The following is a 26,579-nucleotide window of genomic DNA, read 5'->3' as shown; positions in this document are numbered from 1 at the left end:
CCCAGAGGTGACAGCCACCGTTCGACACCAGTTACCTACTCCTGAATCAGCGCCTGGACGCGGTACGCCTTCGCAGCCACCCGGTCGTACCGGCGGCGAACCCGAACGCGGCCAGGAGCAGCGCGACCTGCCACCAGAGCGGCGCTCCGTCGACCCCCGTGTACGACGCCGCCGTCCACGGTCCGGGCCCACCCGGCTTCCCAGGCTGGCCCGAATGTCCTGGCTGTCCCGGCTGAGCCGGGTGATCCGGGTGGCCCGGCTGGGCCGAGCCCGGCCTGTGGTCGTCGGCCGTACGGAAGAACGCCACCGTGTACCTGCGGCTGAACTGACCGTTCAGCGAGGTCACCGTCAGCGCCCGCGTCCCATCCTTGGCAGTCGAGACCGACACCTTCGCACCGTGCTCGGTCGGCTGCGCGACGACAGTGGGCAGGCGCCGGTTCCTGGGCCAGTCGACCATGTACGTCTGTGTGCCTGCGTCGAACCCGTCAACGGCCACCCCGCCGACCGTCAGCGACGAGGCGGTCGCCACGCTTGCCGTCGTGTCGTCGGGGTGGTTCGTGACGGTGACCGTGCCGTCATCGTTCACCTCGACCTGCGCGGTCATCGCCCTCGCGAGGTTGATGCGCTGCCAGCTGGGGTCGCCCGCAGCGGTCAGGTCGAGCGGGTACCCGGAGTCGAGCGCAGTCTGCTCCAGAATCTGCACCCGCTGCGCGTTGGTCAGGTCGGGAAACGCGGTCGTCAGCAGCGCGCCGGCCTCGTCAGGGATGTTCGCCGGAACACCGGGCTGCCCCACGCGTGGGAACCCATACGACAGCCGCTCCGTGTACAGCGACTCGGCATGGCCGGCGTCGAGCCCCCGGTACGGCTCGCCGGTGCAGGCGAGCAGGGAGTCGAAGCCCTCCTCGTGGCACTCGTCGAGCAACACGGACTCGATCTCGTCGTGCGCCTGCATCAGCAGGTCGTCGAACGCGGGATCCGCCCAGCGGTGCGCGACCGTGGCCTGCCCGGTCATCCGGGACCCCATCACGTCGAGCGGGTAGTGGAACCCGAGCACGATCCGGTTGTCGCCGTACTCCGAGGTCCGAGCGAGGATCTGTGGCGCGAGCTCCGGCAGCAGCGTGGCGAGGAAGGTGCCTGCCGTGTAGCCGCCGAAGGTGTGGCCGCTCGGGAACGACCCGTCGCCCGCGAGCCCACCGTACGAGCCGTTGCTCGAGTCGCGGACCAGACCACCCTCGCCGACGAGCCCCATCCGCACGTACGGGCGCTTGTAGGCGTAGGTGTCCTTCGCCGTGCCGGTACCGTCGAGACCCGACGTGATCCGGCCGAACAACGCGTCGGTCTTCGGCAGCTTGCCGTCGCCGCGAGCCCGCAGGTACAGCTCACCCAGGCGGGAGCCGAGCCCGTCCGCCATCGTCGTGTCCGAACCGTGGTCCGCGTCGTTCTCGGCACGCTTGACCTGTTCGCTCGAAGCCGAGCGGTTGATCTCCAGTGCCTTGGTGTCGTTGTACGCCGACACCGTGTCGAGGTCCGCGACCTTCTCGTTCGCGCCACGCACGTCGGTACCGAGCTGCGTGAAGCCGCGCAGCAGGTTGACGAAGTACGGGCTGCCGTCCGGCGTGGCCGGCCACGAGTCGGAGTCGTAGTGCGCGGACAACACGTCCGCCGGGAACGGCCCGGGCGCTGCCGCCGTCGACGCTTCGCCCGGGCTCTGCGCAGCCGCGGAAGCGGGCATCGCCGAGGTGCCTACGGCGTTGATCGCGACCACCCGCGCCGTGTGGGAGCCGCCGCCCGCGCCGGCGAACACGACCTCGCGGCCGCTGCCCGCGACGATCTGCGTGCGCTTCCGGTCGAGGGTCACGCGGTAGGCCAGGATCCGGGAGCCACCATCACCGTCCGGCGTCCACGAAACGCGTACGTCCTTGGCTGTGGCCCTGACCGCGGCCACCTTCGGTGCGGGCGGTGCGCTCGCCCCGACGATGACGGGTTCGGTGAACGGCGACCATGCGGATGCCCCGACCGTGTTCACGGCGCGTACCCGGGCACGTGCCGTGGTGCTGCGCTTGAGCAGGGTGAAGACGGCCGACGTCTGCCCGGCATCGTCGACGACGAGTTCGTGCCCGTCCTCCAGTGCGACCACGAAGCCCGTCACGGGCGAGCCGCCGTCGTCCTCGGGAGCCGACCAGCGCACGGTGACGCTGCTCGCGTCGCTGCCGAGAGAGATGGCCGCCGGTACCGCCGGGACCTCGTTCGGCTTGACCTTCAGGCCGGAGAGCGCCTTGTTCAGCGCCGCCTCCGCGTTGCTCAACGCCGCGTCGCCGGCCCCGGCGTCCGCAAGCGTGGCCTTGGCTGCGGTGAGCGCGCTGGTCAACGCCGCCCACGACGCGTCGGTGTACCGGCGTTTCTCGACCGATTCGGCCCGCCCGACGGTGTTCTCGAGCGACAGCCGGGCCCGCGGGATCAGCTGGCCGAACGCGAGCCGCAATGCCCGCGCCTGGGCGTCGACCTCGGACTGCGTCGCGGTCTCAGCCGCGGCGACTGCGCGGGCCTTCTCGAGTTCACGCTCGAACACCCCGAAGTCGATGCTGCCGTAACGAGCCTCGTCGCCGACGTAAGCCGCCGCCTCGGTGATCGCGGTGGTGAGGGCCGACTTGTCCACGGGGGTGTCGCCGCCAGGCGGTTCTTCGCTCACCGGAGCCGTCGCGAACGTCAGGTTGTCGATGTTCGCCACGTACGGGTGGCTGCCGTCGGGGGTGGTCCGCAGCCGCAGGAAGACCCGGTGCGACCCGGTCAGGCCATCAGGCAGCGCGACAGTCGTCGTCGCGGCGTTCTGCCACCCCGAGCCCGTCACCGGAAGCGGAATGGTGACGTACGGGTCACCGGGCGAGCCCGGGTCGAAGTGGTCGAGGTAGACGTCGATCGCCGAGTTCTGGCCGCACCGCGAGGAGTTGTTCACGTAGTGCGCCGAAACCTGCTCGAGCGCCTTGGACCCGAAGTCGATCGTGTCGTAGTCGAGCCACGCACCGTTGTAGGTGGCACCCAGGTTCGTGACCTGAGTTCCGTCGTCCCAGGTGCTCTGCTCACTCTTGAGACCGCTGCCGCTGTTTCCGACCCAGTTCTCCGCCTCGACCACCACGCTGCTCGGTACGGGTGCCGCCGCCGTGAACGTCAACGACGTCACGTTCGCCACGTACGGCTGCGCGTCGCTGTGGTCGGTGGAGCGGAACACCGCGACGACGTCCTGCACGCCCGCGAACACCGACGCGGGCACCCCCACCGTGGCCTTGCCCTCCGTGCCCCAGCCGTCACCGGTGTAGGGCAGCGGAATGTCGACCATGCGCTCGTCATCGGCCGCACCGAGGTGCAGTTCGATGTGCGAGTCCGACGCCGCGCGCGAGCGCGGCTTGTCGTACGACACGGTGACGCTCTCCACGCCGTTCCCGCCGAGGTCGACGCCGCTCCACCGCGCCCACGCGCCGTCGGTCACGTTCTCGAACAACCCGCGCGACAGGTTGAGGGGCAGCCGGCCGTTGCCGGTCTGAGAGGTGTTCGTCGCGGTGAGCGGCTCTAGCGTGGCACCGGGGTCGGGTGTTTCGCCGGGCGCGGTCGAGAGGAACTGGAACCAGTCGAAGTTCGACACCCAGGCCTGCCCGGCCGGGGCGTGGAGCACGAGCGTCACGTCGCGGGCCTTCATGAGCGCCTCGGGATCGGTGATCTCCGCCTGGGTGGTGACGTAGTTGCCCCAGTTACCGGTACCGGGTAGCGCCGCCGCACCGACGATCGGACCGTCCTGCGTCCCGGCGTGCACCTCGATAGCGCTGGGCGTGCCGGTGGGCGAGTACGTGCTGGCGTAACGGATCTTCAGCGTCTTCGGCGCGACACCGGCGAAGTCGAGGTTCCTGTACCGAACCCACGCGCCGTCACGCACGCCGCCGAGGTTGCCGTTGGAGGAGTTCGCCTCGTTCTTCAGCTCACCGCCCGACCACTCGTCGGACTGCTCAGCCTCCAACACGCGGTAGCCGCCCTGGTCGAGGACGAGCGCAGCGATCGCGCCGGTCAGCGACTCCGTCGCGTTGCGCAGCGTCGAGGTGGTCGACGAGGCGCCCGCGAGGACCGTCTGAGCACGCTCGAGAGCGCCGCGGAAAGCGTGGTACGAGGCGAAGGAGTAGTTCCCCTGACGTACCAGTACTGCCTCGTCGACGAGCTTGCGCAGCTTCGCGCGCTCCGCCGCGGCGACCGAGATCGACAGCGCGTTGCGCGATGACATGCCGTCGCCGGTCACCTGCCCGGCGGAGACGTGACCGGCGAACGCCGAGTCGGCGAAGGTGACGTAGAAGCGGGCACCCGCCGCGGTCGAACCCGACAGCACCACGCGGACCGTCGTCGGGTTGACGCCCACGACGTCCCCCGACACGCCGGCCGGCAGGCCGTGGATCGCAGCCGCACCGCTAGCGACGAGGCTCTTGCCGTGACCGCCGCGGAACTTGGCGCCCCCGCCGAGCGAGAGCTCGATCGTGCCGTCGACCCGGCCGTCGGCACGAGCGGCGATGGCCATCGGCGACGCGTGCACGGTGTAGCCGCTCGGGGTGCCGCCGCCGTTGTCATCGCCCGCGGTGCTCATCGAGTACGCCGGCTTGCCGTGGGCACCCCAGTCGGACGCCTTCGCGCCCATCCGCACGTCCAGCGAGCCGCCGTTGACGAGGGTGCGGTAGTCGAGCCAGGTGTTGCCGAACGCGGCGCCGTTGAGCGAGGCCGACTGGATGTAGTACGAGTCGCCGGAGACGCCGTCCGCCGAGACGGTGAACTTCCGCCCGTCGGCGTACGAGATCGTCGTGCGGTCGAAGAACGGCGAGCCGATCTGGTACTGGGACGAGCCGGCGGTCACCGGGAACAGACCGATGGCCGCGGCGACGAACATCGTCGACATCGTGCCGGCGTCGTTGTCCATCGTCGGCAGGAAGCCACGCGGGTCGAGCTGGTAGACCTTGGTCTTGACCGGCGGGCGGAGTTCACCGCTGCCACTGGGGTACTCGTCGGTGCTGCCCGTGGCGATGTAGCGGTTCCAGCTCTCCTTCGTGTAGATCGTGCGTACCCATTTCTGGGTCAGGCTCGGAAGCCCCACGTAGTTGAACAGGTACGGCGCCTGCAGGTCGATCTCGTTCGCGTTCGAGTGCAGCATGCCGAGACCGTTGTCGGGGTCGTCCTCGCCCATGAAGTGCACGGCCGCACGACGCGCGGCCTCCGGGCCGCCCATCGCCGCGACGACGCCGTCCATGTCGTACGCCGGATACCAGTTGTACTGCCAGAGCGTGCCCTGGTAGAGGTTCGCCGCCTCGAAGCGCGCGTAGTCGACGTCGCCCCAGTCACCTGCCGCGTCGCGCGGGGTGAGCAGTCCGACCTCGGTACCGTCGGCTGCCGTCCACGCACCCGGCTTGTACAGGTTCGCGATCGGCAGCGCGGCCTGCGCACGCAGCTGCTTCGCGTCGTCGGCCCGGCCGAGCGCGTCGGCGATGATCGCCAGCGCCCACTGGTCGTATCCGCGCTGCACCGAGTCACCGGGCCGGTTCTCGATGTATCCCTGGCGAAGCTGGTCGCCGTTGTAGAAGCCGACGTAGCTCTTCAGCGCCGGGTACGCCTGGTCGAGACGGTCGAAGCCGGTGAAACCCTTCGAGAGCGCGTCGGCGACGATGACCGCCGAACGCTCCCAGCGCACGGTGGGCACGGAGTGGGTGAGTCCGCCGATGCCCTTGCCGGTGCTCTGCACGTCGGCGAAGAGGTAGATGAGTGACTGGATCATGTCGCGGTACATCTCGGGGTCGACGTACGCGAAGACGGAGTACTTGCGGAAGTCGTCCCACGACGACCACGCGTCGTAGTAGGTGAAGTCGTCGACCTTGTGCACCACGCCGTCGACACCGCGGTAGGTACCGGACGTGCTCGTCGCGTTCATCGGGAGCGCGAACATGCGGTACAGGTGGGTGTAGAAGAGGCGTCGGAGCGTACCGTCGGGGTCGGCCTTCACCGAGGCCGAGACGTCGACCCGGCCGAGCCGCTCGTTCCAGACGCCCTTCGTCCCCGCTCGTACGTCGTCGAAGGAGTGGTCCCCGACCTCGACACCCTGGTCGATGCGCGCCTGGGCCGCGCTGATCGGTGACACCGTGATCCGGAGTCCGATCTGGCCCGCGTCCTCGGGTGCGAAAGTGAGGACGGCACCGGTGTCGGTGCCGCGCCGGGACGTCGCGTCGCCGAACTCGCCCGATCCCCACGTCTTGACCGACACGACCGGCTGCTCGGTCTCGGCGTAGTAGTGCAGTGCGTAGGACGCTCCGTTGAAGTTCCCGTTGATGTCGCCCGACAGCGCGACGCGGCCGTCGCCGAGACGCTCGACGTCGACGGATGAGCCGGTACGGCTCGTGAAGTTGTTGTTCAGATCGACGACGAGTTCAGGCTTGACGCCGTCGGTGAACGCGTACCGGTGCAATGCGGTACGCGTCGTCGCGGTCACCTCGGCGTTGATCGCGCCCGGACCGTTCCGCACGGCGCCGTCACGGCCCGAGATCTCACCCAGACGCACCTGGTAGTACCCCGGGCCGGCGGTCTCGTCGTCGTGGGTGAACGGATGGGAGTACGAACCCGTCGACGGCCGGGCGCTGTACTCGACCTCCGTCGGTACGACGAGGATGTCGCCGCCACCGCCGGAGCCACCGACCCCGTCAAGGTTCGTCTGCGTGAATCCGGCGATGTGGGTCTGGTGGTAGTCGTAGCCCGTGTGGTTACGACCCGGCACGGTGAGCGGGTTGACCTTCACGATGCCGTTCGGCGCCTGAGCGCCGGGCAGGTCGTTGCCGTCGTCACCCGCCGTCGACACGAACGGGTCGACGAACGACGTGTAGTCGACCGCCTTGGTCTTGTCCTCAGTCGGCTTGGCGGCAGCGGGCGTAACGACGACCCCGGTAGAGGCCGCGGCCACCAGCGCGGTGACCATGGTCGCCGCGGTGGTCCGCCACCGTCTGCGCCCGCGGTCGGCCGCACGCGCCTGCCCCGGTTGGCTTGAGATCCCGCTCCGGAGGCGTGATGAACTTGATGTCACTGAACAACTCCCAGATGCTCGGCGTGCCCGCCGAGTGCGATGTCCGCGTAGCAACGCGGCGGCAGTCTCCGTCCGGACCAGGGTGCCGTGGCAACAGGCTTCGCTGGCCGTCAGGTTGACGCCATGGCTATCGTGTTGATCTTAGTCACCGCGGGTATCGCGCCGGCGAACAGGCACACAGCCGAACGTGAACACCCGACATGGTCGGCACAGGTCGGAGCGGCCCGGCGCCCGTTGCTACGGCAACTCCAGGGACTCACGAAGCGCGGTTTCCACTGCATCCATAGTGTTTTTGTGGGAGGTGAAGCCGTGATGGCGAGCTCCTCATGCCCGGCCGACTTGGGGAATGCTGACAAGCTTTTTCAGGCAGGGGGTCGCCGGGACGTATGCCGACCGGTTACGGTCGGTGATGCCGGAGTGAGAGGCGCTGCGACGGACTGGATCCGCCACGCTCACCCGGTTCCATCTGATTGAAGGGCGCCTCCGACGAGGGAGGCGTGATGAGTGCATCCGCGACGACGTGGGCTGCGGGCGACTATCCGGCCATGGCTCGCCGGCTGATGCCGGTCGCCGAGGCGGTGGTGGCAACCGCCGCGATACAGCCGGACGACCGGGTGGTCGATGTGGCCACCGGTACGGGCAACGCGGCGATACTGGCCGCGCAGTGTGGAGCCCGTACCGTCGGGGTAGATCTGGAGCCCGCGCTGTTGGAGTTGGCCCGGCGGCGTGCCGCGGAGGACGGCCTGGCGGTCGACTGGCTGGTCGGCGACGCGAACCGGCTGCCTCTTCCAGACGACTCGGCCGACGTGGTCCTGTCCGTGTTCGGCGTCATGTACGCCGACGATCACGATGCGGCGGCCCGAGAGCTGAGCCGGGTGTGCGCCCCCTCAGGCCGGGTCCTGCTGACTGCCTGGACACCGGGCTGTCTGTTGCCGGCCATAGGGCAGGTCCTCGGCCGCTATCTACCGCCGCCTCCGGCCGCAGGCGCCCCGCCGAGCCGGTGGGGTGACCCCGAACAGGTCGGACGACTCCTGGCTGCCGCCGACCTGAAGATCACGTCGGCGGTCGTCCACCGGTTGGATCTGAGCTTCGCCGGCGCCGACGCGGCGACCAGCCTGCTCATCGACACCGCCGGACACGTCGTCGCCGAACGGGATCGGCTCGTGGCACAGCGCCGATGGGAGGCATTGCGCGCGGACCTGCGCTCGTTCGTGGCCGATCATGGGGTGGTCGATGGTGGTCGCTTCCAACTGGGGCTCGAGTACCTGCTCCTGACGGCCACGCCGGCATCAGCGGTGACAGCATGACGCGGGCGCAGCTGGACAAGCAGCCGCCAATGGTCGCCGCGATGTTCGACGGCGTCGCCGAACGGTACGACCTGGCCAACAGGATCATCTCGTTCGGTCAGGACGCCCGGTGGCGGCGAGCGACCAGAGCGGCACTGGGCCCGCCGCCCGAGCCGTCCGGGTCGTCCAGGCCTTCGGTCGTCGCCCAGGTGAACGTGTGCTCGACGTGGGCGCCGGCACCGGCGTCTCCACCGAAGAACTGGCCCGTTCCGGCGCGTTCGCAGTGGGAGTGGATCTTTCCACCGGCATGCTGAAGGTCGGCCGACGCGCCCGGCCCGCCGTGCCGCTGGCGGCAGGCGACGCGCTGCGCCTACCGTTCCCGGACGGTGCTTTCGATGCGGTAACCATCTCCTTCGCGCTGCGTAACGTGGTCGATCTCGATGCCGCGTTGCGCGAGTTCGCCCGGGTCGTCAGGCCAGGCGGCCGGCTTGTGATCTGCGAGTGCAGCCATCCGACGAACCCCGCTTTCCGTACGCTCTACCTCGCCCACCTGCTTCGGGCCGTACCCATGGTGACCCGATGGGTGTCCAGCAACCCCGACGCCTACGTCTACTTGATTGAATCCATCCGTGCCTGGCCGAATCAGCCGGATCTGGCGAAGCGGATCGCCACGTCCGGTTGGAAGCGGGTCGGTTGGCGCAACCTCAGCGGCGGTGTCGCCGCGTTGCACCGCGCCATCCGCTGTAGCAGCGCAGCGTACGCCACTTGAAGGAGCCGCAGCTGCACCTCGGCGGCCGCCGGCTGCTCGGCTGGAAGCGGGCGTTTGACGCACGCAAGCGCCTGTCCTGCAGGGAACTTCGGATCGCAGGATACCGGAAGATCCGAGGGGTCCCAGGCCGCGGACCGGCCACCCCGCCCAGTGGGTGAAGTGGCCGGTCGTGTCAGCCGGTGTGCTGGCCGGTCTAGAACCGGCGCGTGACTATAGCGAAGCGCACTGTCCATTCTTCTGACCGGTGACGATGTTGGCCCTGTCGTAGTTGGTCAGGCCCGGCTCGTTGGTCGAGCAGGACAACGAACCGCGCACGGTGTTGGCCGCCACGACGGACGCCACGCGCGTCTCGCTGCCCGTCACTGAGACCACCCCGCGCACCGAGTTCCCGGCGAGGATGAGCAACTCGTCGGCACCGGCGACGGAGAGACCACCGGCGACAGTGACTCCGGCGCAGTCGCTCGGGCCGCCGCCGATCCGGACGCGTTGCCCGTCAATGATCGCCACGTTCCCGTTGACGGAGCCTCCGCAGAGCGTGATGTCCTTCGCCCCGGTGGCCGAGACCCCGCCGTTCACCGTCGAGCCGAGGGACACGAGGCTCGCGCCCGGGTTGACGGTGATCCGCCCGTTGACCGTGGCCCCGTCGAGGCAAGTCACACCGGAGGTCACCTTCAGCGCACCCCGATGCGTGCCAGTGATCGTGCTCGAACACTCCGGCAGCGCCACTCGCATCGCCAGCGCGCGGTCGCCGTGGACATCGAGCGTCCGCTGGATCAGAGCCTGGCCTGAGGTCGCCTCAAACGTGCACGTCGCGTGCGGGAAGACCCCGACGAGACGGCCGGCCGCGTCGGTGGTGCCCACCGGTCGCCAGCCGTCGCCGCAGTTCGCCCGCACCGGTGTGTCGGACAGCTTGGCGCCGTCAGCACCAGTCGCGTTGATCGTCACGGTGTTGAGCGCGTTGTAGGCTGCGGCGCCCCCGACGATGTCGAGAGTGATCTGCAGTCGCTTCGCGCTGACGTTGTCCATCGTGTCGTCCGGCCGGTGGTACTGAGGCTCGGTCGTGTACGTGCCGCGGCTGATGCTCTCGCAGGTGGCGGGCGCCATGGGCATGTTGTAGTCGAGCCAGATGAACAGCGACGACGGAATCCCGAGGTCGAAGAACGCCTGGTGGTCACTCTGCCCGAGCTTGCAGTTCTGGAGGTTGACGTCGTCACGGCCGAGCCGGTCGATGTCCTCCGGGCTCAGCCGGGCCTGCGCGTCGTACGCCGACTGGACGACGGAGTTCGACTTCCCGTCTGGGGTCAGGGCAAAGAAGCCGGCCGGCTGGTACGTGGTGCCGACCATGTCCATCTGCCATTCGCCGACGAACCGGTTGATCTCGTCCGGGGTCAGCGTCTTGGAGTAGGCGCGCGACCCGAGCAGGCCACCTTCCTCACCACCGAAGCCGCCGATCCGGATCTCCTTGTCGAGTGGGTACTGGCTGATGACACGGGCGAATTCGAGCGAGACCCCGTTGCCGGAGGCGTCGTCGTGGGCGCCGGGTCCGCCGAGCACGGAGTCGATGTGTGCGCCGACCATGACGATCGGTGCCTTCGTACCCTGCGGGTCACCGACGGCATGCCGGGTCCCGACGACGTAGCTGCCATCGGGGTTGAGGTACTCGTGGGTTGAGATGTTCAGAGTGAGTGGCCCCTCGGCCAGCAGTCCCCGGATCCACTTGCTGTGGGCGGTGCCGCCGCCGAGCACCGGGATGGTGGGCTGCGCGGTCGTCAACGTGAAGGTCGGCGGGGCGGAGTTGCCGGTCGGGTAAGCCAGGATGACCGCCACCGCACCGGCCTTAACGGCATTGTCCACAATGGCGTTCCGGGTCGTGGCGGTCGTCGTGTAGTCCGCGAAGACGATCTTGCCGGCGGCGCCGTCGAAGGCGCCCGGGGTGAGGCCTGTCCCGGCATCGAGGACAGCGGCGCGAACGGCAGGACCAGCCTCGGTGAACTTGCCACTCGTCGAGGCGGACATCTGCCAGTTCGGTCCGCCGGGGAGCTTGGCGTTCGGCGAGGTCAGCGTGCCCACGCGCTTCGTCGAGACCGGTCCCCAGTGCCCGATCTTCGCCTCGAAGCCGTAGGAAGTGAGCACTGACCCGATGTACTCGGCGGCGAGCAGCTCCTGGGGCGTGCCGTTCAGACGCGGCCCGATGTCCTCGGCGAGGTGTCGGACGTGCTCGTAGGAGTTAGCCGAGTCGAACTTGCTGACGATCTCCTTGTCGTAGCTCGCGAGCGGTGTTGCCGGCGCCCTCGCGGGCGAGGCGGCGGCGTCGGAGGCGGCCATGGCTGGGTTCGCCACCCAGGCTGCTCCTGACATGAGCAGACCTGCAGCGGCAACCGGAGCGATCAGGCGCCGGCGCACTCTTGCGCGAGTCGACGAGTGAAGCTTGATGTCCATGCGAATGTCGCGCCTTCCGTCGGTCGGCGGACATCTCAGGCGGCGCCCCGAGATCGGTTCCGTCGAATCGTGTCGCTGAACGTATCCATCTGCGGCGCACGGGACAACGGGTTGACTCACGCGTCACGCACTGATAGTCGGGTGCGCGACGGAGCTGCCCCGGATCTCGGACGGGCTCGCAACTCCTGTATGCCGCTCACCCCGGTTCTCCAGGTCCGCTGGCTACCGTGCGCAGCAGTATGGGCTCTCAGAGCGGATGTTGCTGACGCGCGCTCCGCCTTGTCTCAGGTGGCGAAGCAGGTTCGAGACACAGGACGGTGGACGGCTCACCGATCCCAGAGTGGACAGACCTGATGCTCGATCTCCTCGAATCGCTGCCAGCCCGGCAGCTACAGCGCATCGTGCCCATGAAACCCGATGGAACGCCGTCCTGTGGAACGGTCCTCCCGTCCGTCACGTCAAGATGGCCTTGGCGCACGTACGGGCGCTGCCGGCACAGATGAAGCCGGCTCTCGTGCCACGGACCGTGCCCCCGACAGGCACCGCCGTAGCGGCGTAGATGGCCTAACCTCAACCGGCACGACCCCGGAACCCAAGGTCGGAGCTGGCCACCGGCGGCGGCCCTCCCCCTCCCAGGTGAGCAGTGGACCTAACCATGGCGGAAGCATGCGAGCCGGGGCGCTGAAAAATGCCTCTGCATCCCTGGGTTCGCCCGGCAGGGTCGCCAGGGCTGTACCGGTCGGCCAGCGTCATGACGCCGACGATCTACCCGCCGTCCTGCCTGCCGCACTAGACCGCCGGCCGACAAGGGCGCGACGCTCACCCAGATCCGGAGGATCCCGGCAATGGCCCGCAAGACATACCGAGTCATCGTGCGCGGCAAGTTCGCACCACTCGATGACGAGCAGCGGGCCGCCCTGCTCACCAAGGCTGACGAACACGACGTGTTCCGGGCGAAGTTCACCGAGGACGGCACCGTGACCTACGAGCGGTCCCTGATCGGGTTCACCTTCCGCTGCGTGGTTCCAGCCACCGAGGAGGAGAAGGAAGCAGCCGTAATCGGCAGGGCGGAGGCGCCTGCCGCGGCTGCCGTCCGGAGACTCGGTGCCGATCTCCGCGACCTTACGTCGGTGTCGACCGACCTCGACAACATCAAAATCTGCCGGCGCGGTCACTGACCACTTGCGACAAACCAGCGCGGCTCCCGGGCCGTGACGGCGTCGGCGCCCGCTGAACTCGTCGAGCCGGTTACCACTGCCCTACGCTGCCCCCAATCTGCTCTCAACGCAAGCCCCACCTGCTGCACTCGCTCGTCACGGTTTTGACCTGCCCACACTCCTCAACGTGTGGGTATAGGAAGCCGTTGACGTCCGTTCATAGCCACGAAACACATCGGGTGAGGTGCAGCTGTCCGGCCGTCATCTGGAGCACAACGCTCGCCTATGTCTGTTCCGCGCATACGCGTCCGCCCGGCTGCTCGGTGCGCCAGCGCCACTAGGCCGTGTTTCATAGCTCGGGTCAGAGCCACTCGTTGATAGCGGCGACGTGGAGTGTGGCCTGGTAGCGCACGGCGAGTTTGTCGAACCTGGTGGCCATGGCTCGGTGGCGTTTGAGCTGGTTGATGCCGCATTCGACGGCGTGACGCTGCCGGTAGGTGGTGGGGTCGAACGTCGGCGGTCGGCCGCCGTTGGAGCCCTTCCTGCGGCGACTGGCAGCTTGGTCGATCTTGATCGGGATCGTGGCCGGAATGCCACGTCGGCGCAGGTGCTGCCGGTTGGCGCGGGAGCTGTAGGCCTTGTCCGCCAGGACCCGGTCAGGTCGGGTGCGGGGTCGACCGCCGTCGGGCCGGGGCACGCGGATACGGGCCAGGACCCGGGTGAACTGCGGGCTGTCGCCGCGCTGCCCGCCGGTCAGCAGCATTGCCAGGGGCTTGCGGCCCTGCTCGCAGGCCAGGTGCAGCTTGGTGGTCCAGCCGCCCCGCGACCGGCCCAGAGCATGATCGGCCGGTTCGTCCTCCACCCCGCCGGGTGGTTCTTTCTGCAGCTCGGGTTGGGTGCGGGCGCCGGCGGCATGCTGATGCGCCCGTGTGATGGTCGAGTCGACGCTGACGTCCCAGGTGATCAGACCAGCGGCGTCGGCGCGAGTCTGCAGCCCGGTGACGATCCGCTGCCACACCCCGGCACGTTGCCACCGGCGGAACAGCCCGTAGACCGTCTGCCAGGGTCCGTAACACTCCGGCACGTCCCGCCAGGGTGAGCCCACCCGCACCCGCCACCGGATACCGTCGATGAGCTGCCGCTTGCTCCACTTCAGCGGTCGGCCTGGCTTCTTGCCCCTGGGCAGCAACGGCTCCAGCGCCGCCCACGCAGCGTCGGTCAGATCGTGCCGCCTCGTCACCGGTATGGTGGCCACGAGGTCTCCGGTTTTCAGGTTCTGCTTGGTCGCTGAACCATCTACCGGAGACCTCACTGCGTATCGATCACCGACACGCCGAGACCACTGGCCGGGCCGAGCGACCCACCCAAGCTATGAAACACGGCCTAGGACCGTCTGAAGGCGAACTTGCGGCCCACAGGATCTCGACTTCGGGTGGAAGAATTGCCGGCATGGCCGACCCGATCTCCATCGCCTATAGCCACGCCGGTCAACCACAACTTCCCAAACGATCGCCTCCGTGGTGCACCTAAGGGCACAGCATCGTGGCCTGGCACCTGGACCGGGTGACCCGCTCGATGTTGCGATCCTCGCCCGGCGCTGGCGCAGCCAGCCGCGCCCCTCGTCGATCCGGCCGGCACGGTCAACCAGGTTGCGATCCTCGCCCGGCCCGTGGGTCGAGCGCAGCAGCTCTCGAGCTAGGAATATCCATGCCGCATCGCTACTGCCGGGACAGGGCCTGGTTGTTCGTCTCCCACGGCAGCTCCGGCCAGGCCGCCACCAGCCGCCGGGTGGCCCGGTCGTCGTTGCCGCGGCTCAGGTCCGCCAAGTCGAGCAAGACAACATCGACTTCACGCACCAGCGAGGGATCGAAGCCGTCGCCGTCGCACCTGACGAGGTCGCGGATCGCGCCGGCGCCGACCCAGGCGTCCGGCAGTCCGCAGTCCCACACGACGCCGCGCTGGCGGCGGCGGTGACGAGGTCGACTCCTGCCTTGCCGTTGAGAAGCCCCTCGGGCTCGTTCGGGGTGGGGGCGGTCTGCTGGTGGAGATCTTCTACGGCAGCCAGAGGTATCGAGGTGAGGGCGTCGGAAGCGATCCGGCGGGCGGTAGCCACCAGTCCGGCGGTGCCGTGGCACAGGCTTCGGTCGGTGAGCCGCCGGAGCTGTTCGGGGTCGGTGACGCAGGTGGTGAAGGCAGTCTCGGCGAGGTGCTGGCGGGTGGTGTCATCCAGGGCTTGCGCGGCGAGTTGCTGAGCACGGGCGATGCCGGGGGTGCCGTAGCACCAGGACGGCCGCAGCGGGGCTCGCTGGGCCGGTGTTGCGCGGTGTAGGTCGGTGAGGGTGATGGTTTGCGGCCACCAGATCGTGCCGTCGGTGTGCTGCTGCCAGGTGTCCAGCCATCGGCTGATGCGGTTGATTGCCGTGGTGTGTCCGGCGACGGTGATGCCGTCGCGGAGGGTGAGGGCGAGCAGTGCCAGTGGGCCGGTGATGCCGTGGGCCATGCCGAAGTTCGCGTGACCGCCGACGGGCGGTGGCTGGCGGCGTTCGGACCCGTTCCAGCACCACCAGCCGGGCAGTTCGCCTTGCGGTTCGGTGAGCCGGACGAGGTAGTCCAGGACCTGGCGGAGCAGTTCGTGATCGCCGAGCCTGCGCAGGACGACGCCGAGTCCGGTCAGTCCGCGGATGAGGTCGTACTCGGCGTAGTGCGGCTGCTGGTGTTGGTCGATGCGGCGGTGGGCAGTGTCGAGTCGTCGGCGGGTCACCGTGGCGGTGCCGTCGGCGGTCGCCGCTCGTGCCTGGGCGAGCCCTGGATGGTCGGTGGTGGCGAGGACGAATGCGAGCGCGGGAGCGCCACGCCGCGGCTGGGCCCACATCCTGACCGGCCACGGCATCGCACGCGAACCAGCCCGCCACACACTCCGCTGCGCCCGGTTCGGGCCTGCCGGGCGTGCGGCCATCCGTGGCCCTGCGCTTCTGCCCGGCTACATCTGAAGGCCGAGTTCGCGCGTCAAGAGGCAACCCTGGCGATCTACCTTGCGGGCTTGATGTACGAGGCGATGCACGACCTGTACCACCTGAACCCCAGCGACGGACCGAGCCCACGCGATCTGTTCGCGCGCTTCGTCGCGTGGGGCTCGTTTCGGAGATCGATCGCAAAGGATCAGTAATGGTGCACCAATCCCGGCCCCGGGGGTCCTCCGCCTCGACCCCGCCGGGACCCACCCGCACCCATGATCGGTCCACGCTGGGACAGGCATAGACGCAGAGGCTCTTACCTCAGCATCCAGCGCGAAGTCAGCGCCGCTTGCCGGACAGCAGGTGCTGCTCGTGAACCTGCACGGTGTTCGTCGGAGCAAGCCACCCCACCTGCTCGCAGTGTCGCTGGAGTGGTTTGCCGTCGAGTCCCCCGCCGATGGTGCGGTAGGTGGTCAGGTGCCAATCGTCGCTGGTGGCAGTCCAGAAGGCGGCGGCGATATGCCGATGCGTCACCGGCCGGGACCACACGAGCAATCCGTCGGTCGGGGGCAGAGATCGCACCCAATGGTGACGTCGGGGAGTTGTTCCGCCGCGTGCCCGGCTTAGCGATCTCGAGCGGCGAACTCTGTCCAACTACCTATCTGTCGTGTGGGATCGCGAAGGTCTCGAGGTAGTCGAGAGCCGCTTCCAGGGCGTCCCTGAGGGGGGAGATCTCCCGGGCGACCTGTGCGAGGAGCATGCCGCCCTGGAACGCGGCGAGGAGCAGGCTCGCGAGCTTCTCGGGGTCAGCCTCGTTACTCAGACGGCCCTGCCGCTGCAGGCGGAGGAGCGCGTCGCGGAAGATCTCTCGCCACTGGGCGAACGCCCCCGCAAGCTCGTCGTGAACGTCGAGGTCGGTCTTGATGATCTCGCTGGCGAGCGACCCGAGGCTGCAGCCTTCGTGGTAGGCGCGTTCGTACCCGATATAGAAGGCTGCCCACTTTCGGAACCCCTCGAGGTTCTCGAAGCTGTCGAACTGTTCGCTGCGATGGAGCCCGAGGACGCGTTCGGCCTGCCATTCGATCACCGCCAGGACGAGGCTCTCCTTGGTCGGGAAGTAGTGGTTGATCTGCGACCCGCTGACGCCGGCGGCGCGGCGGAGCTTGTCGTTGTTCGTGGCGTGGACGCCCTCGGCGTAGATGAGCGCGGCGGCGTGCTCCAGTATCCGGGCACGCGTCGCCTGCCCCTTCTCGGTGAGCTGGCGAGGCTGTGGCGCTGCCGTCGTGGACGTCATGATTCACATCTTATCAAAAGTGGGCTTGACAGCCCAGTCCTGTGTAGTGTTCCATCTGAGGAGTGGGCCGCTCAGCCCAAAACTTGACCCAGGTCGGTTACCGACCACCACATGGACTGGAGTGGATTTCCTGTGCCACGCCTGAACGTTCTTCCTGCCGATGAGCCCTCCGCCGACGTGCGGAGCACGCTCGACCAGGTCGGTGCGCAGTTCGGCTTCGTACCGAATATGTTCACCATGCTCGCGTCGAACCCGACCGTCCTCGACCTCGTCATGACGGTGCAGACGAAGGCGGCCAGGCTCCTGGACGCGAGGACGCGCCACACGATCGCGCTGGCCGTGTCCGAAGCCGATGGCTGCGACTACTGCCTGGCGCTGCACACGGCCGGGTCCCTGAAGGGCGGCATGTCCGTGGAGGACATCGAGCTGGCGCGGGCGGGAAGCTCGGTCGATCCGAAGCGGGCCGCAGTGGCTCGCTTCGCCCAGCGGGTGATCGAGACGCGCGGACGGGTCAGTGACGCCGACCTCGCGGCCGTCCGGGGGGCCGGGTACACCGATCCGGAGATCTTGGCGATCGTCACGCTGGTCGTCCGGGCACTGCTGACCAACTACCTCAACAACGTCAACCTGACCGACGTCGACATCCCGGCCCCCGATCTGGCATGAGCTCTTACCGAACTCGCGAGAAGAGCGACCCGACCGGTCGAACCCTCGCCCTGATCAACCGCACTGGAAAGGAACGACGTGTCCGGCTCTGAGCTCTATGAGAAGTTCATGGCACTGCACACCCGAGAACAGGGCCTCGTCATGCCGAACGCCTGGGATGGCGTGTCGGCGCTGATCCTGGCAGATGCCGGCTTCGAGGCCATCGGCACGTCGTCGGCGGCCCTGGCAGCCGCGCTCGGCCGCGTCGACGGACGCCACAGCATCAGCCGCGACGAGCATCTCGACCACGCGCAGCTGCTCGGCCGGATCACGGGGTTGCCCGTCAACGGTGACTTCGAGGACGGCTACGGCGTCACCGCCGAGGACGTCGCCGTGACCGTTGACAGTGCCGTCGCGCACGGTATGGCCGGCATCGGAATCGAGGACACCACCGGGAATCCCGATGACCCGATCCGCGACTTCGACGACGCGGTGGACCGGGTCCGCAGTGCGGTCGTCGCGGCGAAGCGACGCATCGTCGTCACCGCTCGCACCGACAACTTCATCCAGGGGCGGCCCGACCTCGATGACACCATCCGACGGCTGACCGCCTTCGCCGAGGTCGGCGCCGACGTGCTCTACGCACCGTTCCCGCCCGACCTCGAATCCCTGGTCGCGATCGTCACCGCCGTCGCGCCGACACCCGTGAACGTTCTCATCTCACCGGCAGACCAGGTGCTGACCGTCTCCGAACTGCAGAAGGCCGGGGTCAAGCGCATCAGCCTGGGCCCCGCGCTCTACACCCACGCGATGGGCGCTCTCGAACAGGCGGCCGCGGCGCTCAAGGCCGGCGACATCGCCTCGGCCACGACAGGCATCAGCTTCGACCGGGTGGGCGAACTCCTCGCTCGCAAACCCTAGCTCCGACTTTCACCAGCTACGCATCCCTCGACTCATCACCACAGAAAGCACGATGACATGGATCTCGACAAGCTCATGAGCAAGCACCTCAGCCGCTACTTCGACGGCAGCAAGACGATCCCGGACGAGACTCTTCAGCAACTGCTGAAGTTCCTGCGCTCGGCGCCCACGTCGACGAACATCCAACCGAATCACTTCTACGTCCTGTCCAGCCAGGAGGGCAAGCAGCGGCTGGCGGCCAACCTCGGCGAGCGGTTCCAGGACAACGCCGAGAAGATCCTCAACGCCTCGCACACCATCATCCTCACCACTCGGGCCGATATACCCGAGCACCACCTCGAAGCGGTGTTCAGCAAGGAGCGGGCCGACGGCCGGTTCGCGGATGCGGCCAAGCAGGAGCGGTGGGAATTCATGACCCGCGACTTCTTGAACCTGCGCAAATACGGCTACAAGGACGAGTACCACTGGATGGAGAAGCAGACCTACATGGTGATGGGTCTGACGATGATGGCAGCCGCCGAGCTCGGCGTCGAGGCCATGCCGCTGGAAGGCTTCGACCCAGTCAGCGTGGACAAGGCCTTCGACATCCGCGCAACCGGATACACCACCACCGTGCTGCTCGCGCTGGGCTACCCCGACGAGGCGAAGCAGTACAAGACCCCGGTGTCGCGGTTCGCGCCCGAGCGTCTGTTCACCTTCGCCTGAGCGGCCCGCCCGGGCGAACCGAGCGTAAGAGGAGTTGATCAGCCATGGATGGACAGGAACTCCAGAAGGTCGCGAACGAGTACGCGACAGAGCTGCCGGACGTGACGTTCGAGCACCGTGTCGGCCCGAACTGGGAGCTGTACAAGGTAAGCGGCAAGGTCTTCATGCTGATGACCGACATGCCGGGGCACCCCGTTGTGATCCTGAAGGCCGATCCGGACGAGGCCGTTGCGCTGCGCGAGCAGTACGCAGAGATCACGACCGGGTACCACATGGACAAGAAGCACTGGATCACGGCAGCAGGTGGTCCAAGCCTTGATAAGAACCTTGTGAAGGAACTCGTCGCCGACTCGTACCGGCTCGTGGTCGACAAGCTCCCGAAGTCCAAGCGGCCCGTGGACCCGGGCATGAACCCGGCCGCCTAAAACGCGAAACACGCACGAACAGAATCAACACAGAAGGACAAATCATGATCGGACTCGGTGTTCGAGCCGCCAACGGCGCTCTGGAGATCCTCGACCTTCCGGACCCCCGTCAGCCTGACGCGGGCGAGCTCATCCTTGAGGTGGTCGCGGCAGGGATCGGGCCGTGGGACGCCCTGCTTCACACGGGCGGATGGGACGTCGGCCTCGTTCCGCCCGCCGCTCTGGGCGTCGAAGCCGCCGGCCGCGTGATCGCGACCGGCCCGGACGAGACCGAATTCCGCACGGGAGACCTCGTGCTGGTCCACGAGGTGCCCCTGCCGGGCGGCAGTGGCACCTGGGCAGAGCGCGTCCTGGTCCGTTCCGCGCACGTCGCACGACTGCCCGAGAACCTGGCTCCGAAGATTGCGGCGGCACTCCCGGTCGCCGGGCTCACCGCCCAGCAGGCCCTCGACGAGCTCCACGTCGACGCCACCACCCGCCTGCTCGTCGTCGGAGCCTCCGGCCCCACCGCGTCACTGGCCGTGCAACTCGCCCACCTGCGGGGCGCCGAGGTCGTTGCCGGTGCAAGGCCGGCCCGCGCCGATCAGCTCCGCGCCCTCGGCGCCAGCGAGGTCATCGACACCCACGCTGACGGTTGGGCGCGGAATAGCGACCGCCGATTCGACGCCGTTCTCATCGCCGCGAGAGGCACCGCCGAGGACGCGATCGAACTGCTCACCGACGGAGGCCGCCTCACCTCCATCACCTCGGACGCACCCGACCCGATTCGCGGAATCACCACCTCGAACCTCTACGTGCAGCCCGACGGACGGGCACTCGGCGAACTCGCGGCACTCGCCGCCTCCGGCGAACTGAGACTTGACGTCCAGACGACACCGATCAAGGACGGCGCCGCGATCGCCGACCAGGTCGCGGGCGGCCGCTCGGGTGGGGTCAAGCACGTCCTCGAGTTCTGACGTCCGCGCTAGAAGGACGTGGCAGATCGGCCGAAGTCATGGTGCTCGTCCGCCGTGAGGCCGGCTCCCTCGTGACAATGCTGTGAGAGAAGGGCGGTGGCGCCGTTGCGTTGTGGGATCGGCGGACACGAGGAACTCGTGTCCGGTGCGCGGTCTTCGTCATCGCCGGCTGGAACCACCCCGCGATGACCCGGGAACCGCAGGCCTACCCGCGCCGGCGCAACGCCAACGCCCGCCATCCCGACGTAGTGGCCGCTCAACGCCAAGAACGCGCCCGCATCCGCCGCGAACGACAACGACGCCGGGGAAAGCCAGCTACCCGCGCAGCCTGACACCAACACCGCGGGCGCTGCCCGACGTCAGGTGGGCCCGGTCGTCACGACGGCGGAGACGTCGACGACTGCGATGCAGGCAGCTCGCCCCTGCAGGTAGCCCGCGGGCGCGGTCATCCAGGGGATTTACTCAGGTTGTCCGCCGCTACTGTCGGACGCTGGCGCCGTTGAGTGGTTGACGTGGTTGTCGACTGCCCTGTCCCGTCAGGCCGCCCACGGAGGGTCATGCGGTCATAACGGCAGGAACCGCGCACGCCGCAGAGGTCGGGGTGGCCTGGATCGTCCGGCACGTCGTCGAGCCAGCCCCGTTGCTGTGCCCTGAGCGCGATCTGGAACCGGGTGCGTGCCCCGAGGAGAGCGCCGACATCGCTCACCGTCTGTTGAACGGTGCGCCGGCTGAGCCCGAGGGCCCGGGCGATCGCGTCGTCCTTCATGCCGAGTGCCATGAAGCGCAGCACCTGCAGCATCCGAGGGTCAGGCGCCGGCCTCAGATCGGGGTCGGGCGGAGCGACCGGCCCGGCCTCGCTCCACGGCTGGCCGTGCTCCCACAGCTCCTCGAAGAGGACGCGCAGCACGCGCAGGAGCGGCCGCGCATAGACGAGTAGCGAGCCGGCCGCGGGATCGTCCGGCTTGAGCGACATGATCGCAGCTAGGTCGTCGAACATCACCAGCTTCATCGGCAGATCGCTGCTCAGCCGGATCTGACCGCCGAGGTTGCCGCCCTCCCGCGCGGTCCGCAGCGAAAGTTCGTCGTCGAAGCTGCCGCTGTCGTAGACGGAGCGGAAGCGCACGCCCCGGGCCATGGCCTCGCCCTGCGCGCCCATCCGCTCCGGCAGCTGCTCTGTGGGAGCGACGTACGGCGGCATGACCAGATGCAGGACCTCACGCTGAGCCGAGCGCAGGTGGTGCTCATAGCGAGCATTGAGGCGCTGCGGGCTGTCGAGCACCTCGAACTGGTCTCTGATGAAACGGCGGTCGACGGTTTCGGTGTACAGCTCGTGCAGCCGCTCGGCCTGAAGACGGACGTTTGCGAGCCGGGCGCTGCGGCGGGTGAGCAGCGACTCGATCGCGGCGCGGGGCGGGTTCGCGCTCCACCGCGCGGGGTTCAGGCTCACTCGTACGGCGAGCAGTTCGTCGCTCAACGTCCGCAGTGCGAGGGCGACGCCCCGCGATGGGAGGCGGAGCGCTTGCGCGATCTCGGCCGGCGTCGACTCCGGGTGCGCGACGAGGTGCTCGAGGACCTGCCCCGCGGCGGGCGGCAAGCCGGCGTCGGACCACCAGGTCGTCGGCTCGTTCACCGGACCCTCCTCCGCGCGGCACTTCACACTTGCGCAACTGCCCGGAGTCGCACCGCTCGATGCCTTGTGGCGGAAGTCTACGACCCCGACGGTTCTTCTATGTCGGGTGCGTTCCACCCGACTCCGCATACCGAAGGAGCACGATGTCCGGGAGTTCTACGAGGACGGTCTCCGTCCTCGCCTCCTTCCTGCTCGTGGGTGCTCTCGGCGCCGTCGGCACACCGCCGGCCAGCGCCTCCCCCGCACCCGGAGTTCCCGTAGCCGGCGCCGATCCGGCCGCCCACCACCACACACTGGACGACGGCTCGAAGGTGACCTGGTACGACGACGGCACCGCTACCGTCACCGACCCCAAGGGCGGACAGCGCCCGTTCGTGGTGCCACCCGTCGCGGGCATGAGCGGCTACGGTACGACGTACAGCCCCAGCATCGAGACCATCGAGGCCCGGGCCGCAGGTCAGACCTACCAGGTCGGCTCCGGTGCCGTCGGCATCGGCACGATGAACACCTCGATCCACCTGCCCGAGAAGGTCGCAAAGGGTGCCCAGGCGCGCGCGAAGGCCGCGGCTGCGACCGACGCCGTCGGCGTACCCACCAACGACGCGCTCACCAGTTCATTCTCGTCCTGGCTCAACGCACAGGGCGTCAACGCGGTCGGCGCCTTCGTCGACGCGAAGCGCCACCTGAACGCACTGCCCGGCGCGGGCCAGATCATCACCAACGTCTCGATCGGTGACGTCAACGACGACACCACCGTTGTCCGGGACGGCCAGCGCTACCTCGACATTCCGTCGATGCCGCTCATCCCGACGTACACCGCCGACGACGACGGCTCCCTCGACCCCATGGGGACCACCGAGGGCCAGGATCCGGCGCTCGGCGAGGTGCTGCTCGACTTCTCGATGATGGCGCCGCTCCCTCACGACCAGCAACGACCGGAGGCGCTCGGCGAGGGCGCTACCGACCTGCTCGGCATCGCGCCCGGGGCGGACTACCGTCTCGTCGTCGCCGAGGAGGCCACGTTCGAGGGCATCAACCAGGCGTTCATCGCCGCCGCCAACCAGAACCCGCGGCCGACCGTCATCACCGCGAGCCTCGGCGCCGGCACCGACACCAACCTCGGCTTCCCCGGCCGCTGGATTGAGGACATCCCAGAGATCCGCGAGACCCTGCGCAAGATCGTCGCCTCCGGCATCGTCGTCGTGGTCAGCTCCAACGACGGCACGCGGCTGGCCCTGCCCGTCTCGGTCGGCCCGGACGGCGGCAGCACGCCGACCGAGCGCACCGGGAAGAAGTCCGACCAGACGGACCTGGACGACATCGCGCCCACCACGGTCCCGACCAAGGTCACCGACACAGGCGTGATCGCCGCGGGCTCGACGACGGTGGACGACACGCTGACGAGCCCGGACGTCCGCAAGGGAGTCTGGCCGACGACCCGCTACAACGGCGCCGCCGCCTACGCCTCGGGTTTCGGGTCCCGGATCGACCTGTCCGCCCCCGGCGACAACCTGCCCGCGTTCTTCCACGCGGAGCGCCAGGGCCCCCAGGCCGTCGGCCTGCAGCTCGGCGGCGGCACGTCCGCCTCAGCGCCGATGATCGCGGCCGCCGCGGCGGTGGTCCTGCAGGCGGGTAAGGCGACCGGCACCGGCCTCACCCCGAAGCAGGTCCGCCAGATCCTCACCGACACGGCCCGCCCTGTCGCCACCCCAATGCAGGCCGACCAGGAACTCCACGTCGGTCCGCAGATCGACGTCACCCGGGCCTTCGAGAAGGTGCTCTCGCGCGGCTTCCCCATCGCCCGCACCGCCGCCCGGCTCTCGATCGCCGAGCGTCAGGTCATCCCGAGCCTGCAGGGCATGTCGTTCGAGGAGGACACCAACCCCGACGCGATCGACCTGGCCGGACCCACCGACGCCAACGGCGACAAGACCGGACAGAACATGGTTTCCCCGATCACTTTCGGGATGGACCTCGCCGGTGACACCAAGGGGCTGACCTACCAGCTCGTCGTCGGCAGCCGCACCTTCCCGACGGCGGCGCCGAGCATCCGGGTTCTGCCGAAGGAGCTCTTCGACGCCGCCGGCCTCTCGATGACGTCGGGCTCGCCGCAGCGCATCGACGTACGCTTCCAGGCACTCGACAAGGTCAAGGGCAGGACGGCGGTCGTCGCGGAGCTGTCGCGGACGCTCACGTTCCTGCCCTCCGATGGGACCTACGAACAGGCCCTGCCGCCGACGGTCCCCGGCAAGGTGGCACTCGGCAAGCCGGTGGCGGTCTCCTACGACCTGACCGGCGTCCGCGGCGTCAGCAACCCGCGCCTGGTCGTCTCCAGCGTCGGGCACTACACCCCGTCGGCCGGCGTCGACATCTTCAACGAGGCGTGGAGCACCCCGCTCACCGAGACCAAGGGCACCGTCACCGTCCCCGCCTCCGCATTCGCCCCTGGCGGCGGCGGCCTCTACGGCGTCGGCCTCCAGACCGCCACGCTCGGCGGCTACCTGAAGATATGGGGAGACTTCCGGGCCTTCCGCGTCGGCCCCGGCGCCGACCAGCGACCCGCCCCGATCACCTTCGGACCCAACGTCCACGCGGCCGCGGTGCGCCGTGGCGACGCGCGCGTCCCGGTGAGCTGGGACGTGCGCGGCGTCAAGGGCGCGACCGGCGCGGCCGTGGAGGTGATGGCGCCGGCCCCGACCCTGGCCGGCACGCTCAACACGGCGACGAACCAGAACGGCACCAAACGCGACGACGACGGCTTCAACCACGCCTCAACGGTGTGGCGTGAGCTGGCGGCGACCAACGGAACCACCGTGCTCGACCTCGACACGCTGGACCTGACGACCGGGCTGCAGTACCCGGTTCGCGTCATCGCCACGAAGCACGGCCGGCCGATCGGCCAGGCCTCGGCCACCTCGTTCCTGCAGTACGACGACGGCGACCGCATCGACGGTGCGGTCGAGGGCTTCGTGGTCGACGGTGGCAAGGCCTACATCTCGGCCGACACGTTCGACGGGATCGGCCTGGTCGACTCCGCCACGGTGCCGTACGACCTCGCCTCCGGCACCCGCGGTACGAAGATCAACCACAGCGCCCCGGGCTCCCACCTGCAGCTCATCAAGGGCATCGACGCCGCGAGCGGGCATGCCCTGGTGCTGCATCGCCCGTTGATCGGCACTGAGGCCGAGGTCCGGGTCATCGACCCGGCCACTGACACCGTGGTGAAGTCGACGCAGGTCGACAGCCTGCCCGGCCTCACCGTCGGACAGAGCTACCTCGACGGCGGGACGGTCGACCGGGCTCGAGGACGCGGCTACATCGAGGTGTACGACAGCCTGCAGGGCTACAGCCTGCTCTACACCGTCGACATGGCCACCGGTGACGCCACCGGCCCGCTGATCCTCAACCCGAACAACCGCGGCAGGACGTTCTCGAACCTGGCCGTCGACTCCTCCAGCGGCACGGTCTTCGCGACCACCGTCGGCACGGCGGCCCCCTGCCTCACGGGCCGGGCGGGATACTGGATGGTCAAGGTGGACGTCGCTGCGCAGACGGTCAGCCCGGCCACGACAATGCCGCTCTGCACGGCGGCCGTGGCGCCCGACGGGAAGGGCGACAAGTTGTACGTCTCAGTCGGGGCCCACCAGCCGTACGGTGGCAACTTCCCGCTCAGCTCGTTCCTGACCATGGACCAGGCCACGATCACCAAGGGTCCCGAGAAGACCATCGACACCCGCGGCCCCGAGTGGCTGACCTATGACGCCACCCACCACGTGCTGGTCCAGACCAGCCTCTACGAGGCCGACCACGACACGGACAACAACCCGATGAGCGAGGTGACGCTCATCGACCCCGACACCGGGACGGTCCTGTCCCGCAAGCCGATGGTCAACCTGGTCAACTCCACGATCGGCGCGTCCAACTTCGACTTCACCGCGCGCCAGGGTCTCTACCTCGACCCGACCACCCGCACGGGGTACGTCGTCGACGCGTGGGCCGGCGGGTTGTCGCGGTTCACCTACTGAGCACCACCGACCGACTGAGGCACCCCGGCCCGTCCACCCTTACGGACGGGCCGGGGTGCTCGGTGCTCGCGGCGCCGTCCGTCACTACAGACAGCGGCGTGGCACGTGTCCGAGTTCCACCAAATCGTGCACGCCGAGGCGACCTGGTATCAGAACACCGTCAAGGCCGGACCGAATCCCTTCGCTTTTCGCGGACCAGTAGAGGAGCGTCGTCAACACCGCATCGAAGCCGCAGTCGCCGGCTTCTTCGCCTCGTGCGGTAGCGCCTTGGACGCAATCGCCGGAT

The 26,579-nt window shown here is 68.6% G+C and carries 16 protein-coding genes and 3 pseudogenes; 11 read left to right on the top strand and 8 right to left on the bottom strand.

Going from position 1 to position 26,579, the window contains the following annotated elements:
- Window positions 1–46: 46 nt before the first annotated feature.
- Complete coding sequence (locus tag ABZS42_RS22050; RefSeq protein ID WP_355148074.1) at window positions 47–6,982, bottom strand: glycoside hydrolase domain-containing protein; 6,936 nt, start codon at window positions 6,980–6,982, stop codon at window positions 47–49.
- A gap of 605 nt (window positions 6,983–7,587) precedes the next feature.
- On the opposite strand from ABZS42_RS22050, the gene ABZS42_RS22045 reads away from it, so the two are divergent.
- Together ABZS42_RS22045 and ABZS42_RS22040 are read left to right on the top strand one after the other, a co-directional pair.
- Entirely contained in the window at window positions 7,588–8,394 is an 807-nt protein-coding gene (locus tag ABZS42_RS22045; RefSeq protein WP_355148072.1) for a class I SAM-dependent methyltransferase, read from the top strand.
- Window positions 8,391–9,142: pseudogene (locus ABZS42_RS22040) on the top strand (demethylmenaquinone methyltransferase). The gene ABZS42_RS22045 and the pseudogene ABZS42_RS22040 overlap by 4 nt, the downstream one beginning before the upstream one ends.
- A gap of 210 nt (window positions 9,143–9,352) precedes the next feature.
- Here the strand turns inward: ABZS42_RS22040 and ABZS42_RS22035 are convergent.
- Window positions 9,353–11,482: a M28 family peptidase gene (locus ABZS42_RS22035; protein ID WP_355148070.1), complete on the bottom strand. Its 2,130-nt coding sequence runs from the start codon at window positions 11,480–11,482 to the stop codon at window positions 9,353–9,355.
- A 944-nt stretch (window positions 11,483–12,426) separates the two neighbouring features.
- Between ABZS42_RS22035 and ABZS42_RS22030 the strand changes: the two genes are divergently transcribed.
- Complete coding sequence (locus tag ABZS42_RS22030) at window positions 12,427–12,759, top strand: DUF6204 family protein (protein ID WP_355148068.1); 333 nt, start codon at window positions 12,427–12,429, stop codon at window positions 12,757–12,759.
- Between the two features lie 340 nt (window positions 12,760–13,099).
- On the opposite strand, the gene ABZS42_RS22025 is transcribed toward ABZS42_RS22030, so the two are convergent.
- The 3 genes and pseudogenes from ABZS42_RS22025 to ABZS42_RS22015 form a co-directional block, all read right to left on the bottom strand.
- Window positions 13,100–13,993, bottom strand: a complete 894-nt coding sequence (locus tag ABZS42_RS22025) for an IS5 family transposase (RefSeq protein ID WP_355148066.1) — start codon at window positions 13,991–13,993, stop codon at window positions 13,100–13,102.
- A gap of 463 nt (window positions 13,994–14,456) precedes the next feature.
- The gene (locus ABZS42_RS22020; protein ID WP_355148064.1) at window positions 14,457–14,687 is read right to left on the bottom strand and encodes a nucleotidyltransferase family protein; all 231 of its coding nucleotides are present in this window, start codon (window positions 14,685–14,687) and stop codon (window positions 14,457–14,459) included.
- A 26-nt stretch (window positions 14,688–14,713) separates the two neighbouring features.
- Window positions 14,714–15,589: pseudogene (locus ABZS42_RS22015) on the bottom strand (lanthionine synthetase C family protein); the annotation flags it as partial.
- Between ABZS42_RS22015 and ABZS42_RS22010 the strand changes: the two are divergent.
- Window positions 15,548–15,904 carry a hypothetical protein gene (locus ABZS42_RS22010; protein ID WP_355148062.1) on the top strand — a complete coding sequence of 119 codons (357 nt, stop codon included), beginning with the start codon at window positions 15,548–15,550 and terminating at the stop codon, window positions 15,902–15,904. The pseudogene ABZS42_RS22015 and the gene ABZS42_RS22010 overlap by 42 nt on opposite strands.
- Window positions 15,905–16,031: 127 nt before the next feature.
- On the opposite strand, the gene ABZS42_RS22005 is transcribed toward ABZS42_RS22010, so the two are convergent.
- On the bottom strand, window positions 16,032–16,226 hold the full coding sequence (locus ABZS42_RS22005) for a hypothetical protein (protein ID WP_355148060.1): 195 nt from the start codon (window positions 16,224–16,226) through the stop codon (window positions 16,032–16,034).
- Between the two features lie 124 nt (window positions 16,227–16,350).
- On the bottom strand, window positions 16,351–16,986 hold the full coding sequence (locus tag ABZS42_RS22000; RefSeq protein ID WP_355148058.1) for a TetR/AcrR family transcriptional regulator: 636 nt from the start codon (window positions 16,984–16,986) through the stop codon (window positions 16,351–16,353).
- A 177-nt stretch (window positions 16,987–17,163) separates the two neighbouring features.
- Here ABZS42_RS22000 and ABZS42_RS21995 point away from each other — a divergent pair, with 177 nt between their 5' ends.
- From ABZS42_RS21995 to ABZS42_RS21970, 6 genes and pseudogenes are all read left to right on the top strand, one after another.
- Complete coding sequence (locus ABZS42_RS21995) at window positions 17,164–17,652, top strand: carboxymuconolactone decarboxylase family protein (protein ID WP_355148056.1); 489 nt, start codon at window positions 17,164–17,166, stop codon at window positions 17,650–17,652.
- Window positions 17,653–17,730: 78 nt separating this feature from the next.
- On the top strand, window positions 17,731–18,552 hold the full coding sequence (locus ABZS42_RS21990) for an isocitrate lyase/phosphoenolpyruvate mutase family protein (RefSeq protein ID WP_355148054.1): 822 nt from the start codon (window positions 17,731–17,733) through the stop codon (window positions 18,550–18,552).
- A 57-nt stretch (window positions 18,553–18,609) separates the two neighbouring features.
- Window positions 18,610–19,257, top strand: coding sequence for a nitroreductase family protein (locus ABZS42_RS21985; protein WP_355148052.1), 648 nt, complete (start codon window positions 18,610–18,612; stop codon window positions 19,255–19,257).
- A 44-nt stretch (window positions 19,258–19,301) separates the two neighbouring features.
- Window positions 19,302–19,682: an MmcQ/YjbR family DNA-binding protein gene (locus ABZS42_RS21980; protein ID WP_355148050.1), complete on the top strand. Its 381-nt coding sequence runs from the start codon at window positions 19,302–19,304 to the stop codon at window positions 19,680–19,682.
- A 44-nt stretch (window positions 19,683–19,726) separates the two neighbouring features.
- On the top strand, window positions 19,727–20,638 hold the full coding sequence (locus tag ABZS42_RS21975) for an NADP-dependent oxidoreductase (protein WP_355148048.1): 912 nt from the start codon (window positions 19,727–19,729) through the stop codon (window positions 20,636–20,638).
- Window positions 20,639–20,790: 152 nt separating this feature from the next.
- Window positions 20,791–20,970, top strand: a pseudogene (locus tag ABZS42_RS21970) (hypothetical protein); the annotation flags it as partial.
- 113 nt (window positions 20,971–21,083) lie between these two features.
- Here the strand turns inward: ABZS42_RS21970 and ABZS42_RS21965 are convergent.
- The gene (locus tag ABZS42_RS21965; protein WP_355148046.1) at window positions 21,084–22,268 is read right to left on the bottom strand and encodes a LuxR C-terminal-related transcriptional regulator; all 1,185 of its coding nucleotides are present in this window, start codon (window positions 22,266–22,268) and stop codon (window positions 21,084–21,086) included.
- A gap of 143 nt (window positions 22,269–22,411) precedes the next feature.
- Here ABZS42_RS21965 and ABZS42_RS21960 point away from each other — a divergent pair, with 143 nt between their 5' ends.
- Entirely contained in the window at window positions 22,412–26,293 is a 3,882-nt protein-coding gene (locus ABZS42_RS21960) for a S8 family serine peptidase (protein ID WP_355148044.1), read from the top strand.
- Window positions 26,294–26,579 lie beyond the last annotated feature (286 nt).

It is taken from the genome of Micromonospora sp. NPDC005367 (assembly GCF_040606825.1).
Taxonomy (GTDB): Bacteria; Actinomycetota; Actinomycetes; order Mycobacteriales; family Micromonosporaceae; genus Micromonospora.
This window is presented reverse-complemented; position numbering and strand designations above follow the sequence as displayed.